Source organism: Streptomyces sp. NPDC048142 (assembly GCF_043202835.1).
GTDB lineage: Bacteria > Actinomycetota > Actinomycetes > Streptomycetales > Streptomycetaceae > Streptomyces.
In genome coordinates, this window is the sequence record NZ_JBIDBC010000037.1 from 55,151 (window position 1) to 70,022 (window position 14,872).

At 72.2% G+C, this 14,872-nt stretch carries 12 protein-coding genes; 3 read left to right on the forward strand and 9 right to left on the reverse strand.

The genetic code is table 11. The features are described from left to right. Positions 1-147 precede the first annotated feature (147 nt). From ACGF2Y_RS31935 to ACGF2Y_RS31950, 4 genes are read right to left on the reverse strand one after another with little or no spacing between them, the layout of a single operon-like run. Positions 148-2,655, reverse strand: coding sequence for a polysaccharide pyruvyl transferase family protein (locus tag ACGF2Y_RS31935; RefSeq protein WP_392954688.1), 2,508 nt, complete (start codon positions 2,653-2,655; stop codon positions 148-150). Further along, a complete protein-coding gene (locus ACGF2Y_RS31940) occupies positions 2,652-4,076 on the reverse strand; it encodes a hypothetical protein (protein ID WP_392954690.1) in 1,425 nt (474 codons plus the stop codon). Before ACGF2Y_RS31940 ends, ACGF2Y_RS31935 begins: the two co-directional genes overlap by 4 nt. Before the next feature lie 57 nt (positions 4,077-4,133). After that, positions 4,134-5,603 carry a polysialyltransferase family glycosyltransferase gene (locus ACGF2Y_RS31945; protein WP_392954692.1) on the reverse strand — a complete coding sequence of 490 codons (1,470 nt, stop codon included), beginning with the start codon at positions 5,601-5,603 and terminating at the stop codon, positions 4,134-4,136. Between the two features lie 60 nt (positions 5,604-5,663). Beyond that, positions 5,664-6,671: a glycosyltransferase family 2 protein gene (locus ACGF2Y_RS31950; protein WP_392954694.1), complete on the reverse strand. Its 1,008-nt coding sequence runs from the start codon at positions 6,669-6,671 to the stop codon at positions 5,664-5,666. A 177-nt stretch (positions 6,672-6,848) separates the two neighbouring features. Between ACGF2Y_RS31950 and ACGF2Y_RS31955 the strand changes: the two genes are divergently transcribed. Beyond that, positions 6,849-7,322 carry a MarR family winged helix-turn-helix transcriptional regulator gene (locus tag ACGF2Y_RS31955; RefSeq protein WP_392954696.1) on the forward strand — a complete coding sequence of 158 codons (474 nt, stop codon included), beginning with the start codon at positions 6,849-6,851 and terminating at the stop codon, positions 7,320-7,322. 85 nt (positions 7,323-7,407) lie between these two features. Here the strand turns inward: ACGF2Y_RS31955 and leuE are convergent, their stop codons facing one another. After that, entirely contained in the window at positions 7,408-8,100 is a 693-nt protein-coding gene (gene leuE, locus ACGF2Y_RS31960; RefSeq protein WP_392954698.1) for a leucine efflux protein LeuE, read from the reverse strand. Between the two features lie 482 nt (positions 8,101-8,582). On the opposite strand from leuE, the gene ACGF2Y_RS31965 reads away from it, so the two are divergent. After that, positions 8,583-9,545, forward strand: coding sequence for a peptidoglycan-binding protein (locus ACGF2Y_RS31965; RefSeq protein WP_392954721.1), 963 nt, complete (start codon positions 8,583-8,585; stop codon positions 9,543-9,545). A 277-nt stretch (positions 9,546-9,822) separates the two neighbouring features. Here the strand turns inward: ACGF2Y_RS31965 and ACGF2Y_RS31970 are convergent, their stop codons facing one another. From ACGF2Y_RS31970 to ACGF2Y_RS31985, 4 genes are all read right to left on the reverse strand, one after another. Next, on the reverse strand, positions 9,823-10,977 hold the full coding sequence (locus ACGF2Y_RS31970; RefSeq protein ID WP_392954700.1) for a hypothetical protein: 1,155 nt from the start codon (positions 10,975-10,977) through the stop codon (positions 9,823-9,825). Further along, positions 10,977-11,750: an RNA polymerase sigma factor gene (locus tag ACGF2Y_RS31975; RefSeq protein ID WP_392954702.1), complete on the reverse strand. Its 774-nt coding sequence runs from the start codon at positions 11,748-11,750 to the stop codon at positions 10,977-10,979. Before ACGF2Y_RS31975 ends, ACGF2Y_RS31970 begins: the two co-directional genes overlap by 1 nt. Positions 11,751-12,819: 1,069 nt before the next feature. Beyond that, positions 12,820-13,041 carry a DUF397 domain-containing protein gene (locus tag ACGF2Y_RS31980; RefSeq protein WP_392954704.1) on the reverse strand — a complete coding sequence of 74 codons (222 nt, stop codon included), beginning with the start codon at positions 13,039-13,041 and terminating at the stop codon, positions 12,820-12,822. Then, entirely contained in the window at positions 13,038-13,907 is an 870-nt protein-coding gene (locus ACGF2Y_RS31985) for a helix-turn-helix domain-containing protein (protein ID WP_392954706.1), read from the reverse strand. Before ACGF2Y_RS31985 ends, ACGF2Y_RS31980 begins: the two co-directional genes overlap by 4 nt. A 270-nt stretch (positions 13,908-14,177) precedes the next feature. Between ACGF2Y_RS31985 and ACGF2Y_RS31990 the strand changes: the two genes are divergently transcribed. Next, positions 14,178-14,681 carry a hypothetical protein gene (locus ACGF2Y_RS31990; RefSeq protein WP_392954708.1) on the forward strand — a complete coding sequence of 168 codons (504 nt, stop codon included), beginning with the start codon at positions 14,178-14,180 and terminating at the stop codon, positions 14,679-14,681. The last annotated feature ends 191 nt before the right edge of the window (positions 14,682-14,872 follow it).

Consider the following 14,872-nt stretch of genomic DNA (forward strand, 5'->3'; position numbering starts at 1 on the left):
CGGCGGGCGGTGACGACGGGGGCGTCACGCCCGGTCCCGGGGACGGGGTCGGGGTCGGGGTCGGGGTCGGGCAAGGCGCGTCACGCGTGGGGCCCCGGGAGCGGGGCAGGGCGCGTCACGCTTGGGGCCCCGGCAGGGTGGGGTACGTCATCCGTGGGCCCCGGAAGCAGGGTGGGGCGCGTCACGCATGGGGCCCCGGGAGCGGGCGGCGCTGTCCTGCTCGGCGGCGGACCTGGGCGCGGGAAGCACGAGGTCCGGGCCCGGGTCGCCGAACGGGTCCGGGAGACCGGTGAGTTCACGTAGCCGGGCGAGGTTGTCCCGGGTTACCGACCACAGCGCCCGCTGCCGGTCGTGGACGTCGGCCACCGCCGCCGTGTGGTCCTCCAGCATCGCGCGGGCCCGCTCAGCGAGCCGGGCGCCGAGGGACCGCTCGTGGACGGAGACGCCCCAGTCGGGCCGGTCGATGTCGGCCAGGAAGTAGGCCAGTTTGGGGTGCGAGACCAGGCTGATGACGGGAGTGCCGCAGCCGAAGGGGATCATTCCTGCGTGCCCGCGCATCCCGATCACCAGCCGGGCGCGCCGGTAGAGGTCGCGTACGGCGTCGTTGGAGAGACGGTACAGCGGTTCCACGGGGAGGGTGAGGCCGTGCTCCCGGCGCAGATCGTCGACGAAGCGTTCGTCGGCGGGCATGTGCGCGGCGTAACGGACCTCCGCCGATGCGGAGACGGCCCGGATCGCCCCGGCCATCTCCGCGAGGAAGTGCCCGTAGTCGTGGCCGAAGCGGAGCCCGGCCCGGTCGTAGGCACAGTTGATCAGCACGGTGTCCTCGCGCGCCGCCGGTTCGGCGAGGCGGGGATCGAGGTGGCGGGCGACCGTGGTGGGGCAGGGCTGGTAGCGCACCTTCTCGTGGAGGGACGCGGGCAGCAGTTCCCTGACCCGGGCGACGGAGCCGTGGTTGCGCAGCCCGAAGAACGCGGACCGTTCGACCAGGGCCCGCAGGGAGGCCGTGAACCGCTCGCGGCGGTAGCGCTGACCGTCGAAGACGTTGTAGCCGACGGCGAAGACCGCCAGGGGGGCGGTGATCCGGGCGAGCACGTCGTCGGGGATGTTCCACTGCCAGCCGCTGTTGCCGTTGGGCGCGGTGTCGGGGAGGAAGAGCCCCCCGCCGCCCACGATCACCGCCCGCCGGGCGTTGAGGCGTTCGAGGGTGGCCTCGTCGACCAGCAGGTGCGCGTGCTGCTGGTGCCAGCGGTCCGGGCCGGTGTCGGCGGTGAAGCAGCTGCGGACCGCCTCGGGCAGCACCTTGTCGCCCGCGTTCTCCTCGCCGTCGGCGAACAGGGCCACATGGGCGAGCTGTTCACCGGGCCGGACGCCTGCCGAGGACCGGTCCGGGATGACCGTCTCGGACGTGCGGGTGTACCAGGCACGGCAGTTGGCATCGGTGGGGTCGGCTTCCAGACCCGCGAGCGCATAACCGCGGGCATCCTCGGTACGGCCCAGCAGCCAGGCCAGGCGGGCCAGTTGACCGAAGGCCCGGGGGGCGAAGTCCGGCGAGGCGGTCGCCAGCAGCAGGTGCGTCTCGGCCTCCTCGTACCGGGACAGCGCCATCAGGCAGACGCCGAGCGTCTCGTGGCAGCGTGGCAGGTCGGGGCGGCCCGCGACCGCCTCGCCCAGCAGGGCGACGGCCTCGTCGTGCCGACCGCGCCCCCGGAGGATCTCGGCGAGCTGCCGGACCAGGTCGATCGGCGGCCGGGGCCGGTCGGGGAACGGGAGCGCGAGGTGCAGCAGCAGGTCCGGGTGCTTGGGGCCGGGGAGGGCGAGGTAGGCGGCCCGGAACGCCTCGTCGTCCAGGTCGAAACGGTCCCTGGCGGCGTGGGCGGGGGCGAGGCCGGTGCGGGCTGCGGGGGCGTCCGCGAAGTTCAGGACGACGACGCCCTCGGGGACCGGCAGGTCGTCGTTGAGCCGCAGCGCCCGGAAGTCGTGACGGGAGTCCAGGGGTACGAGAAGACTTTCCGGGAGGTCATTCGCTACAAGCGGCTCCGGCACGAGGTCCTGGACCTCCGGCGCGAGGTCCTGCCTCTGGTCCACCGCCGCGAGGTCCCGCCGCTGGATCACCGCCGCGAGGTCCCGCCGCTGGATCACCAGCAGCCCGTCGTCGGGGACACCGCCGCGCAGGTCCGGGGCACTGTCGGGGCCGGGGCGCGGCACGGCGGCCACGCCCGTACGGAGTCTCAGCAGGGCGTCGAGCCGGCCGAGGACGACCATGGCGGGGGTGAGGGCGAGCACGGTGTCGTACCCGTCCACGCGGAACACGTCGTGGCGTCCGGCGGCCGTGCGCGGGATCAGCCGGGGGTGCAGCCGGCGGGCGGCGTCGAAGGCGGTGTCCGGCAGGCCGGGGTGCAGGACGACGACGTCCTCGCAGAGGGCCGGGTTGCTCAGCGCGAGGCTGCGCAGGAGGGCCTGGAGTCCGGGCAGTTCGTCCGCGCCGGCGACGTACACGGCGAAGGCGATCCTGCGCTTCCCGGTGACGGCATGGCGGTCGTCGGCGGAGTCGATACGGGTGGCGGAGCCGGTCAGGGGGGCAGCGGCGGCGACGGAGGCGGGGCCGGGGGCCGCAGAGGGCTCGGGCGTCGTCAAGGGCTCAGGGGTCGTCATCGCAGGGTGATCCTCACCGCGGCGTCGTCCGCGTTCCCGGTCCGCGCCCCGATCCACTCGCGCTCGTGCGGGGAGAGGGCCGCCGGTTCTTCGAACCCGATGAGGTCCACCCGGACGGGGGTGCCCAGGAAGTCGAGGAGCCGCAGCACGGTGTACGCGGTGCTCGCGGGTCCTTCGCCGCCGGCCGCCTCGCCGAGAAGCGCCGGATCGTGCAGCGGGCGGCGCAGCGACGCGTCGCCGATGCGGTCCTGCGCGCCGGGGACGAGCCGGCTGCGCAGGGCGAGCCGCCAGTGCGGGAGCGGATCGCCGAAGACGAGCCGGGCGCCCGCCCGCCGCTCCCACCGGGGGTCCTTCCACGGGGTGTCGCCGCGCAGGGTGCAGGCGTGCAGATCGGTGCGGGCGGTGGGTGCGGCATGGCGTACGGCGTCGCAGCGCACGACGAGGTCGTAGCCCTCGATCCGGGCGGCCAGCGGGCTGCCGGGCCGCTGTTCCTGCTCGGCGGTATGCGGCGTGTCGGCGACCAGACACACCGTCCGGCCCGCGACGAGCCGGCGCAGACCGGGGACGCCGATGGGCTCGGCCCCGTCGAGGAGCGGGTCGGCCATCGGATCGCGGTCCGAGAGCCGACGGTGCTCGGTGTAGAGCGCGGCGAGCCGGCGCACGGCGGGATCGGCGGCCCCGCGTTCGGCGGTGCGGCGGCGGACGAGGTCGGTGAAGGCGGTGCGGGCCTCGGCGGCGGGCAGGTGACGCGACAGGCGGACGGCGGTGCGGCGGCCGTCACCGCCGGAGGCGGGGGTCACGCCCGCGCCGGCGGCCTGCGCGGGTACGGAAGCCTCCATGCCGGCTCCCTGCTTCTCCCCCTCCTCCTCCCTCTCCGTCTCTCCGAACAGCGCCAACGCTTCGTCGATGCGGTCCCCCGCGGCGCGGAGGGTGGCGATCCGGCGCTCGACGTCGCGTGAGGCGGCGGCGTTCTGCTGGAGCGCGAGGTGGTGTTCGTACGCCGTGATCGCCTCCTCGCCCCGGCCGAGCGCGTCCAGGGCGTTGCCGCGCAGCCGCCAGGCGCCCTTGGAGCGGGTGCGCAGGGCGGTCGCCTCGTCGGCGAGGGCCAGGGCGAGGCGGGCCTCGGCGTCGCCCCCGCTGTCCAGGGCCTGCTGCCCGGTCCGCAGCAGCGCGTCGAACGCGTCGGCGCCCGGGGTGGAGCACGCGGTGGTCAGGGCGCCGATCGACGCGATGAGCCGGGTGCGGCGGGCGTCGGTGAGGGGGCCGGAGGCGGCGAGGGCGGCGAGGTGGTCGCCACAGAGCCGCAGGGCGGCCAGGAGCGCCGGCTCCGGTCCGCCGCCGGAGCGTCCCGGGGCCGGCGTCCCCGATCGTCCCGCAATCGCACGTACTGACGTGAGCAGCCCGGTGAGGGTCTGGCCCATGCTCGTTCCGCCGTTCTGTGAGTCGGACGCCTACCGGGGTTCACCCCCGGCCCCGGGTCAGAGGCCCAGGGTGCTGCGGGTGCGCCGTACGGTGCGGCGCAGCCGGACCGCCGCTCCCCGGGGGCCGCCGCCGGGCAGGGTGAGGCTCTGCAGGCGGCGGCGTTTGAAGTAGTGCTGGGTGGTGGGGTCGAGCCGCTCCCGCAGCCATTCCTCGGCGTCGGGGCGCAGCCCGGGGTGGAGCTTGGCCTGCATGCAGTAGCCGACGGCCCGCACCAGCGGGGCGAGGGTGTCCGGCGCGGTGCGCGGCAGGCGGGGGACGGCCCCGGGACCTTGCGCGTCCAGGTCGGGGACCGCCCCGGGGCGGTGCGCGTCCAGATCGTCGGGCACGGCCCCGGAGTGCCGCGCGTCCAGGTCGGGGACGAGGTGGTCGGTGATCGTCAGCGGGATGCGGTTGCTGTTCTCGTACGGGGTGATGCGGTCGAGGACCAGGCGGGTGCCGACGCGGGCGACGGGGATGCCGTAGTAGGCGGCGGCGGTGAACATCGCGGTGGAGAAGCAGCCGACGACCAGGGTGGGCGCGCACCGCTCGTACAGCGTCTCGGCGAGCAGCGGGCCGTCCAGAGTCGTGAGCCGTACGCCGGCCTCGGCGGCGGCCTCGTCCAGGGCGCGGGAATAGCGGGCCGGGGCGGTGGGGTGGGGCTTGAAGAGGATGGAGGTGTGCCCGGCGCGGGCGGCTCCGCGCAGCATCCGGATGTGCAGGTCCTCTTCCTCCTCGGGGGTGAGGATGTTGAGGGCGGCGAGGTACTGGCCGAGCAGCATCGCGGTGGGGGCCGCCGCTTCGGCGGCGGCGAGGCCCCGGTCGCCCTCGGCCGCGGTGGCGATCTCGGAGAGGACGGCGCGGAAGGCGTCGTCGGGGACGAGTTCGGGTTCGACGCCGGCCTCGGCGAGGAGGAGCGGGCGCAGTCCGGTGACCAGGTCGAGGTGGAGGACGCGCCGGATGCGGCAGGTGATGGACCGGGGCAGCCGGTTGCGGGTGGGGCCGTAGCTCATCAGCCCGTCGGCGTAGACGTGCACGGCGCTCTCGGAGAAGATCGCGGCGAGCGCGCGGGCCGGGTTGACCTGGATGGACTCCACGGCCAGGTCGACGGGGGCGTCGGGGGCGATGTCCCAGGCGAGGCGGAAGGCCCGCTGCCACAGGACGGTCTCCTCGGAGCGGGGGCCCCAGCCACTGGGGTGGTGCGGGCTGATCGCCTCGTTCCAGTCGACGACGGCGTCGAAGCGGGCGGCGAGGGATCCGTAACCGCGCATCTCCTCCAGCCGCAGGGCGGTTTCGGGGACGGCCGCGTTGTTGGAGACCAGCAGGATGCGGTGACTGTCGAGGGCCCGGCCGAACTGTCCGGCGTCGAGCGCGGCGGCGAGGGTGGCCGCCCCGTACAGGGTGGATACCTGGAAGATCTGGGTGCGCACGGGCTGGGGTACGGGCTGGTGGGGTGCGGGCTGGTGGGGTGCGGGCTGGGGTACGGGCATCGGTCAGGCGGCCTTCTGCTGGGTCTGCTGGGTCTGCTCGATCTACTCGATCTGCTTGATCTACTCGATCTGCTTGATCTGCTTGATCTGCTTGATCTGCTCGATCTGCTTGGTCTGCTTGGTGCGCAGACGGCTGAGCAGCGTGCCGCGCTTGTCGTCGATCATCGTCAGGGTGCGGTCGAGCACGTCCTGCGGCATCCGGCCCAGCGCGGCGGCCGACTCGGCACGCAGCCGGCGGGCGGTGGCGGGCTCGTAGTCGTCGGCCTTCTCGTTGTGGAAGGCGATCATCGCGCAGTAGGTGCGGACGGCCTTGGGCAGCAGGGTCTTCGCGTCCCGGTCCGCGCGCAGCTGGTCGAGCAGCGTGTCGTAGGCGGGGAAGAAGTCGAGCTGGCGGGCGTCCTTGATCTGGGTCAGGGAGGTGGTGACCCCGCGCCGGTAGAAGATGCCATACAGCCCGAGCGCCGCGTAGGTGCGGGCGCGCAGATGGAGCTGCCAGATCCACAACCGGTCCTCGGCGGTGCGCAGTTCGGTGGCGAAGCGCTGGGCGCCGTCCGCGAAGAGCCGCCGGTGGTAGATCCCGGCCCAGACGAACGGGTAGTCGACCATGGTCTCGTGCTCGGGCACCCCGATCCCGTCGCGGGGGTCGAGCACGGTGTCGCGGAGCGGCGCGGGGGCGCGCCGCACGACGCGGTTGGTGCCGGTGGACTGGACGTGGTCGGTGCGGGCGAAGTCGCAGTCGAGGTCCTGGGCGGCGCGCACCAGCCGGTCCAGATGGCCGGGGGCGTACCAGTCGTCGCCGTCGAGGAAGGTGAGGTAGTCGCCCTCGGCGGCGTCGATGCCGCTGTTGCGGGCGGCCGCGATGCCGACGTTCGTACCGTGTCTGATCACCCGGGCGCGCGGCAGCCGCTCGGCCCAGTGGTCCACGATGTCCTGCGTGCCGTCGGTGGACGCGTCATCGACCAGCAGGAACTCGATGTCCGGGTCCGCGTTGCGGGCCAGGCTGCCCAGCGTGGTCGGAGCGTAGGGCGCGACATTGTGGAGCGGTACGACAACGGACAGTTTCGGCACGCGTGCCCTCGCCTTCGATCATGGTCCCGACAACGTAGTGAGACGGCGGAAGGATCGGGTGACGCCCGCCACGACAGCGGGTGAACTCTGCGCGTCCGCCGGGTGACCGGGCGCGCGGCGGAGAACATCCTGTGGGGGCTTGACCTCAACTTCGCTTGAGGTCCTACCTTCCACGACATGGACTACTCACACGACGACGCAGGACTCGCCCGCCAGCCGATCGGCTACTGGAGCTGGGCCGCGCACGAGGCGACAGTCACCCACATCCGGTCCGCGCTGGCCGAGCACGGACTCACCCAGCCTCCCTGGTGGGTGCTCAACCAACTGGACGGGGCGGACGAGGAGGGACGGGACCGGGCCGAGCTGGTCACCATGCTCAGCGGCTACCTCGCCCCCGCCCCCGGGGCGGGGGCCGACGGTATGGAGGAAGCCGTCGAGAGCCTCCTCGAACGGGGGCTGGTCACCCAGGACTCCGGGGCCCGGCTGCGGGCGACCCGCGAGGGGCAGGCGCTGCGCGACAAGGCGTACGCGAGGGTCATGCGCGCGAGCGCGGAGATCCACGAGGGCATCCCCGAGGCGGAGTTCGTCGCCGCGCTCAAGGTGCTCCAGCGGATGATCCACAACGTCGGGGGGAAGGCCTGGCACCACTGAGGGCGCCCGGCCCTTCTTTGCGCCTCCGCACGCAGAGCAGCGCGCCCGCACGCTGCTCTGCGTGTCCACGCACCGCTCTGTGCGTCTACACGCTGCTGAGCGAGAGCTTGGCCGCGAACCCGAGGAAGAGGACGCCGGCCGCCGAAGTGGCCCCCGCCGACAGCCGCTTACGGCGGCGGAAGGCGGTGGCCAGCCTGGTGCCGCCGAAGATCAGCACCGAGAGGTACGCGAAGCTGGCGAGCTGGAGCAGCGTGCCCAGCACCAGGAACGACAGCGCCGGGTAGGCGTAGCCCGGGTCGACGAACTGGACGAAGAAGGAGATCAGGAACAGGATCGCCTTCGGGTTGATCAGGCTGACCACCAGCGCCCGACGGTAGGGCCTCTCCGCGGACGCCGTCGCCCCGGAGGTCTCGGTCGCCTCGGCCATCTCAGCTGTCTCGACCGTCTCCACCAGCTCGGCGGTACGCCGGTGCCGCTCGCGCCACAGGGATACGGCTGCCCGCAGCATCCCGATGGCCATCCAGGTCAGATAGGCCGCGCCCGCGTACTTGACGATCGCGAAGAGCAGGGGCGTGGTCTGGAGCAGGGACGCGGCGCCGAGCGCGGAGAGCGTCATCAGGACGGTGTCCCCGGTCCAGACGCCCGCGGCGGCCGTATAGCCGGTACGTACGCCGCGTCGGGCGGCGACGGAGAGCACGTACAGCGAGTTCGGCCCCGGCAGAAGAACGATCAGCGCCAGACCGGCGAGATAGGTCGGAAGATCGGTGACACCCAGCATGGACGGAGTCTCGCACGTTCGTACGGGTCGCCGTCCAGGGGGTTTCACGAGGCGGTACCGGCCGTCCGGCACCGCACGGGAGAGCCGTCCGGAACCGTGCGGGAGACGGGGTGGGACCGTGCGGGCGGGACCGGCGGGCGGGACCCGGCCATGATCCGCCGGACGACCTCTCCGGGGGCTGGACGCGCGGCTCGTGTCCGACGGAGGATTCGGGGGCCGGTCCGGACGGGAATCCGTACAGGAGGCACGGGCCGGCGGGTGAGCAAGGGGGAGCGAGCGTGACGGACACGAACAGCGGGTGGGACGGCGGCCGGGGAGCCAAAGGTACGGGCGGGGCGCGGGCGGCGGAAACGATACCGGGGCGGGTTTCGGCGCCGGCCGTGACACCGGCCCGGATCCCCGCCCAGGCCCAGGAACCGGCCCTCTCCCAGACCTCGGTCTCCGCCCAGGCCCAAGCCCCTGCTCGGGCCTCGGCTCCCGCCCTGATCCCCGCCCAGGCCCAGACGTCGGCTCCCGCCCCGGCACCGGCACCAGCGCGCGGGCGTCGTGTCGTCGCCGTTTCCCTCGTCGCACTGGCCGCCCTCGCGACGGGGTGCGAGCCCGGGACCGCCGAGGGGGCGCAGGACGCGCCGCCGCCGGTGCGCGCCACGCAGGCCGCCGCGCCGACCGCGAGTCCCTCCCCCACCGCCCCCGCGACCGAGGACGCGAAGCCGCGCACCTCACCACCCCCGAGCCCGTCGGCGTCCGCCACCACCCCGGCCCCTGACCCGACGACCGCCCGGCCGGCCCCCGAGCCGAGCACCGCACCGCCGCCGCGCGTCCTGATGCGGACCGGGTCCGAGGGCAGCCAGGTGCGGGAACTCCAGGCCAGGCTCCGCCAGATCGGCCACTTCGGGCGCAATCCCACCGGCTACTACGGCTCCGTCACCGCCGACGCCGTACGGTCCTTCCAGGCCAAGCGGCGGCTGGCGGTCACCGGAAACGCCGACGCGGTCACCTGGCAGCGGCTGCTGGCCATGACCCGGGTGCCGGCGGCCGCCGAGCTCGACCCGCCGACCGAGCGGCCGGTGGCCGCGCCGGACGAACGGTGCCTGAAGGGCCGGGTCCTGTGCATCAGCAAGAAGAGCCGGACCCTGGCGTGGATGATCGACGGCCGGGTCGTCTCCGCGATGGACGTACGTTTCGGCTCGGAGTACACGCCGACCCGCGAGGGCGTGTTCCCGGTGTTCTGGAAGTCCCGGGACCATGTGTCGACGCTCTACGACACCCCGATGCCGTACGCCCTGTTCTTCAGCGGCGGCCAGGCGGTGCACTACTCCGCCGACTTCGCGGCCAACGGATACGGCGGCGCCTCGCACGGCTGCGTCAACGTACGGGACAAGAAGAAAGTCGCGGCGCTGTTCGACCAGGTGAAGAACGGCGACAAGGTCGTCGTCTACTGGTGATCCGGCGTTGACTGCCCGCCCGTACTGGTGATCCAGCGCTGGCTGCCCGCCCGTACCGGTGATCCGGCGCACGGCATGGCACGGGCAAGAAGAGAGGGCGCGGGCGGGACCGGGGGAACGTGTCCCGCCCGCGCCGATGCGCTGAGCCGAAGGTACGGGGGGAACCCCGGCTCGTCGCGCGGCCGATGACCAGTCGGCTCACTCTGTACTGCGCCCGGCATCCGAAAAACGTCACACCTGGCCGCCCGGCCCGCTTGTCGGGCCCTGAAACCGCAGGTCAGCGCGTGAGTACGGAGGCCGCGCCGGTGCTCTTCGGAAGCGGCGGAACCTCGGCTTCCATCCCGCGGACGGACGTACCGTCGATGTCCGTCCGGGTCTCCGGGGCCGCGCCGGAGCGCGGTACGGGGTGGAAGGAGACGGGCGGCAGCGAGCCGCCGTCGCCCGGCCCGTTCTGACCGTCGCCGTCGCCACCCCCACCGCCGGGACCGCCGGATCCGTTGCCCCCGCCGCCCCCGTCGTTCCCGTCGTTCCCGTCAAGGAGGCGGTCGCAGAAGTGCGCCAGGTTCTTCTCGCCCTTCGCGAACTGGAGCAGCTGACGTCGGCTCCGGTCGTTCAGGGTGCCGCCGCGGAAGGCCTTGCACGCCTTGACGGACTTCTCGTACCAGTTCCCGGAGCCGGTGTCGTCGCCGGAGCCGCCGGGTCGGTCGTCCCGGCCGTCGCCGCTCCCGGACGTCCCCTCCCGGCCGTCGTCGCCCGGCCGGTCCGGGCTGCCCGGTCGGTCCGCGCCGGACTCCCGGCCGGTGTCGCCGGTACGCGCCGCGTCGGGCTCCTCCGGCCCGCCGGACTCCCGGGGCGCGGGCGGCGAGGACGCCTCCGGCACGTCGGGCGCGGACGGGTCCGCCGGGGACGACGCGTCCCCGGACGGCCCGCTGGACGTCAGCGGCTCGGGGGTCACGGCAGCCGATACGGAGGTGGCGGGCGCGGGCGAGCCCTGTTCGCCGAAGGACCCGGTGAACACGCCCGTACCGGCGGCGAACGCCACCCCGCCGAGCGCACAGCCCGCGAGCGAGACGACCAGGCCGAAGCGGACCGGCCGGTTCCAGCGTGGGCGGCGGGCCGGGGTGCCGGGGCCGGAACCGATATGGACGGCGTGCAGCGTGCCGGGCCGGCCGGGTACGGCGGCGCCCGCCTCCCGGCCGGCGAGCCGGTCCCCGCCGTTGCCGTGGCCGGCCTGCCGGAACGCGGCGAGGACCGCGTCCTCGCCGGGGAGTTCACCTGACGGGGGGCGCGGGCCCCCGCGGGCCGTGCCGAGCGCTTCGGCGAGCCGGAGGGCGTCGGTGCGGGCCTGGTCGCCGACGGGGACGACCGGTTCGCCGCGGAGCAGTCTCTCCGCCGCGTCCTTGTCAAGCCACTTGTAGTGCTCGTCGGCCATCACATGTCCTTCTGCGTCCACGGTCGCGAATGCGTCACACCGGGAGTGACCCCTGCGGGCGCCGCCGGACCGTCCCGGCCGGGCCGCTGGGAGGGCACGGCGCCGAGCCCGGCGCCACCGCCCGCGTCCGGACCCGCGTCGCCACCGGCCCCCTGTGCCGGGTCCGGTGCCGGAGTGCCGTCCGGGGCGAACGCGCCGTCGGCCCGAGGCGCCGGGAGCTGCTCGTCGGCGCTGAGGAGTTCGGCCAGTCGCTTGAGGCCGCGGTGGGCGGCGGTGCGTACGGCGCCGGGCCGCTTGCCCAGGGTCTGCGCCGCGCTCTTCGCGTCGAGCCCGACGACCACCCGGAGCACGACGGCCTCGGCCTGGTCCTGCGGCAGCTGGGCGATGAGGGACATGGTGCGGTCGGTGTCCAGCGCCTCGATGGCGTCGCCCGCGGTGTCGGACTCGGCGGCGCGCGTGGTCAGCTCGGTCTCGTCGCCGCCGATCGCGGGGCGTCGGCTGCGCATCCGCAGATGGTCCAGCGAGCGGTTGCGCGCGATCCGCGCGGCCCAGCCCCGGAACCGGTCGGCGTCACCGCTGAAGCGGTCGAGGTCGCGCGCTATCTGCAGCCACGCCTCGGACGCCACGTCCTCGGCGTCCGGTTCCCCGACCAGCGTCCGTATGTAGCCCAACAACCGTGGCTGCACCGCGCGGTACACAGCACGGAAGGCGTCCTCGTCCCCGTCCTGTGCCGCGAGCACCGCGGCAGTCAGCTCCGCGTCGTCCCCCAGCACTCCCTCAACCCGCCCTGCCGTGTCAATCGCAGCTGGTCAACTGCTGCGCAACCCTGCGCGAAGCAGCACGCTACGTGCTCGGCGGGGGCCACGTCCACGACTTGTACAACCCGCAACAATTCGTCGGCCGCCCTCCGGTGTGACAGAAAACGCAGTGATGGCGCTGAGATGAGTACGGGGTCGTGCTGCGGCCCTGTGGAAGACGGCCGGGGCCTCTCCTGTGGGGGGTGGCGGCCCCGGTCGTCGCTCCAGCATGTGGCCCCCTTGACCAGGCGCTTCGTGGGCTCCCTACCCCCTCCATGACCAACGGCGTGACCAACGCGCCGGCGAGTTCCTCTCGCAGGGCCTCATGACCAGCGGGAATTTCCTCCGTGACCAACGACGTGACCAACCCGTCGGACTGTCAGCCGATGCGCCCCAGGCCGATGCGCTGCGCGGTCCCCGACGCGAGCTTCCGGGCCCCCTCCACCCGGCGCTTGCCGAAGGCCGACGAGGCTCGCGAGATCCTCGAAAGGGGGGCCGAGGCTTCTGTACAGGTGGCTGTGTCAGCAGCTCCGGAACCGCTGGCTGACCGAGCTGCGACCCAGTCGCGGCACGAGAACGGCCGGGACGTTGTTCGCCCACCTCGCCGACGTTCGTTGGGCCTGGGAGCGGTGCGATCTGTCCACCGAGGAGCGGCGAGCCCTGTTCCTGCGGTAAGGCCTTGACTGGCCGGACCTGGAGATAGCCGCCGAGGACGACGTGACGGACCGCGCGGTCCGGTACCGCCTTGAACGCGGCATGGGGAAGCTCGCGGCCCAGTGAACGGCGCCTTCCTGGCCTTGGCCGAGGGGAGCGAGGCGTACCGAGACCAGGTGAATGAGCTCACCACTCAGTCGACCCGTCAGGATCAAATGCTGTGTCCTCTGGCGCGGGTGGCGCTCCCTGCGCTGGAGGACGTGAAGATGTCCATCCCCGAGCAGTAGCTTTCAGCCCTCCAGCCCCGCACCGCTATCTGCGTGCGGGGCTGACTCGCCCTTGGGTCGGGACATCCACGCGTTTGCGGAGCCCCAGGCACTCCCCCGCGCCATCAGGGCAGAAGGTTCTTCTGACCTGCCTGAACACTCTGGGTGTAGAGCTCGTAGTCCCGTCGGCTGACGACGAGCACCGCCGCGTCCGGGTCGCCCACGTCGACCGAGTCTCGCAGCGCCACCACGTCACCGACGAACGCAACTTCGAGGCAGTTGTTACCGCCGTTGGACATCTCGCTCTTGGCCCACTCGGCGTTGGACAGATCGACGTTGCTCTTCATGTGTAGCAGTCCTTGATCAGTTTCTGGATGTGGCGACGAGACGCTTGCGCGTCGAGGGCCTGTGTCCGGAGGCTTTCGAGAGCGGACTTGTACCGGTCCACGTCCTCATCTTCCTCGAAGTAGGCAGAGGTTGTCTTGGTCTCAACGACCACGATCGGCGAGCCCACCTCGAATTCTAGAAGCTGGAAGGGTGCGTCGATCCCCGCGTGGGCGCCAACGTCGAAGGGGAGAACTTGCACGGACACGTTCCTGCGGTCGTGGGTGACGGTCAGCAACTGTTCAAGCTGCCCCTTCATCACAGCAGGCCCGCCCACGACGCGCCGCAGGGCCGCCTCGTCCAGGATGCAGTTGAGGTCGAGCGGCTTCTCTCGGTCCAGGGCGACCTGCCGGGCAAGCCGTAGCTCTACGAACCGCCTGACCTCTCGTTGTGAGGACCACACCTGACTGCGTTCGACGATGGATGTCGCGTACGCCTCGGTCTGAAGCAGCCCAGGCACGACCTGAAGGAAGGCTTCGGACCGTATCGCCATTCCTTCGAGGTGAAGGAAGTCTTCGAAGCCGTCCGTCTGGATTGCTTCTTGGTACTCGTCAAGCAGATTCGTGCGCTTGCCAGAGGCGGCCAGTGTGGCCATCGCCCGCACCTTGGCTCTCGTGTCCTCCGAGTCCACCCCGTAGACGCCGAAGAAGGCCGTCAGCCCCAGGTTGGAAACCCGCTGCTTGCCGTTCTCGATCTTCGAGAGTGCCGGTTTGCCACTGAGCCCCAGGCGATCCGCGGCTTCCTCCATGGACAGGCCGGCGCTGCGTCGGAGCGACCTCACCACTGATCCGAACCGCCTGCGGTGCACGTTCGGTCGCGCTTCGACCATGAGACACCTCCTTGGCCTCGCAGAGTACCGGGCACATCTGGACTGTCATATGCCAATTTCAGATCGAGCAACGTTTCTCATTCGATGGGGTTGCACGCAACGTTTCTGATGCCCCATCGTTGCTATCAGCAGGGGTTGCTTAAAGCCCCAAACACCCAGACCCGCCATGCCCTTTGACGGTCCATCACGACCCGGTCGCACGATCGTTCGCAGATCCAGCCCGCCCCGGCTCGTGCCGTACCTGCTGCACATGACGCACAGGAGGACGAAATGACGCACCCCCCGCTCACTCCGCCGCGAGAAGCGGCGTTCGCCGGTAACGCCACACACCCCCTCGACGTCGAGGAAGCCGATCGCTCGGCGGACGAGGCTCTCAGCCTTGAGCTCGGGACGACCACGCGCCCGGAAATCGACGATTACACGCTCCAGCTCAAGGGGCAGATCGCTGTCTTCGCCGAGGCTTTGCGGGACGGCGGAGGCGTCGAGGCACGAGGTTCGTGGCTGGAGGCAGACCAGCTTCTCGCTGGCGGCCCTGCCGACGGCGTCCTTGTCTTCAGCGCATGGAACTACGTCCGTGACCTGGCCCGCTTGCTGCGGAAACTCGTCGCTGAGTACCGCAAGCAACTGGAGCACAAGAACCCGACGCTTCCGCCCCGTACGCCCCTGGCCGACCTCGGCGCGCTCACCGCGAGTCGGCAGACGTACTTGGTGCCGAGCGGCCTCGCTCCCAAGCAAAAGCCGATGCCGGCGGACTCGGAACACGGCCGTCCGTGAGCGAGAAGTCGAAGCAGATCGTCTACATGGTCTGCGTCGCCGTGCTCGCCTGCACGCTGACCTTGGCGGTGCTGAACGAATGGTGAATCCGACTCGCCGCTTCCTAATGTTGTTGTCAAGCGGCTGCGGTCACGGGCGGTGTGACCTCGTAGCACCGTCGGTCACGGATCAGGGCCCACAAGACGTTGACG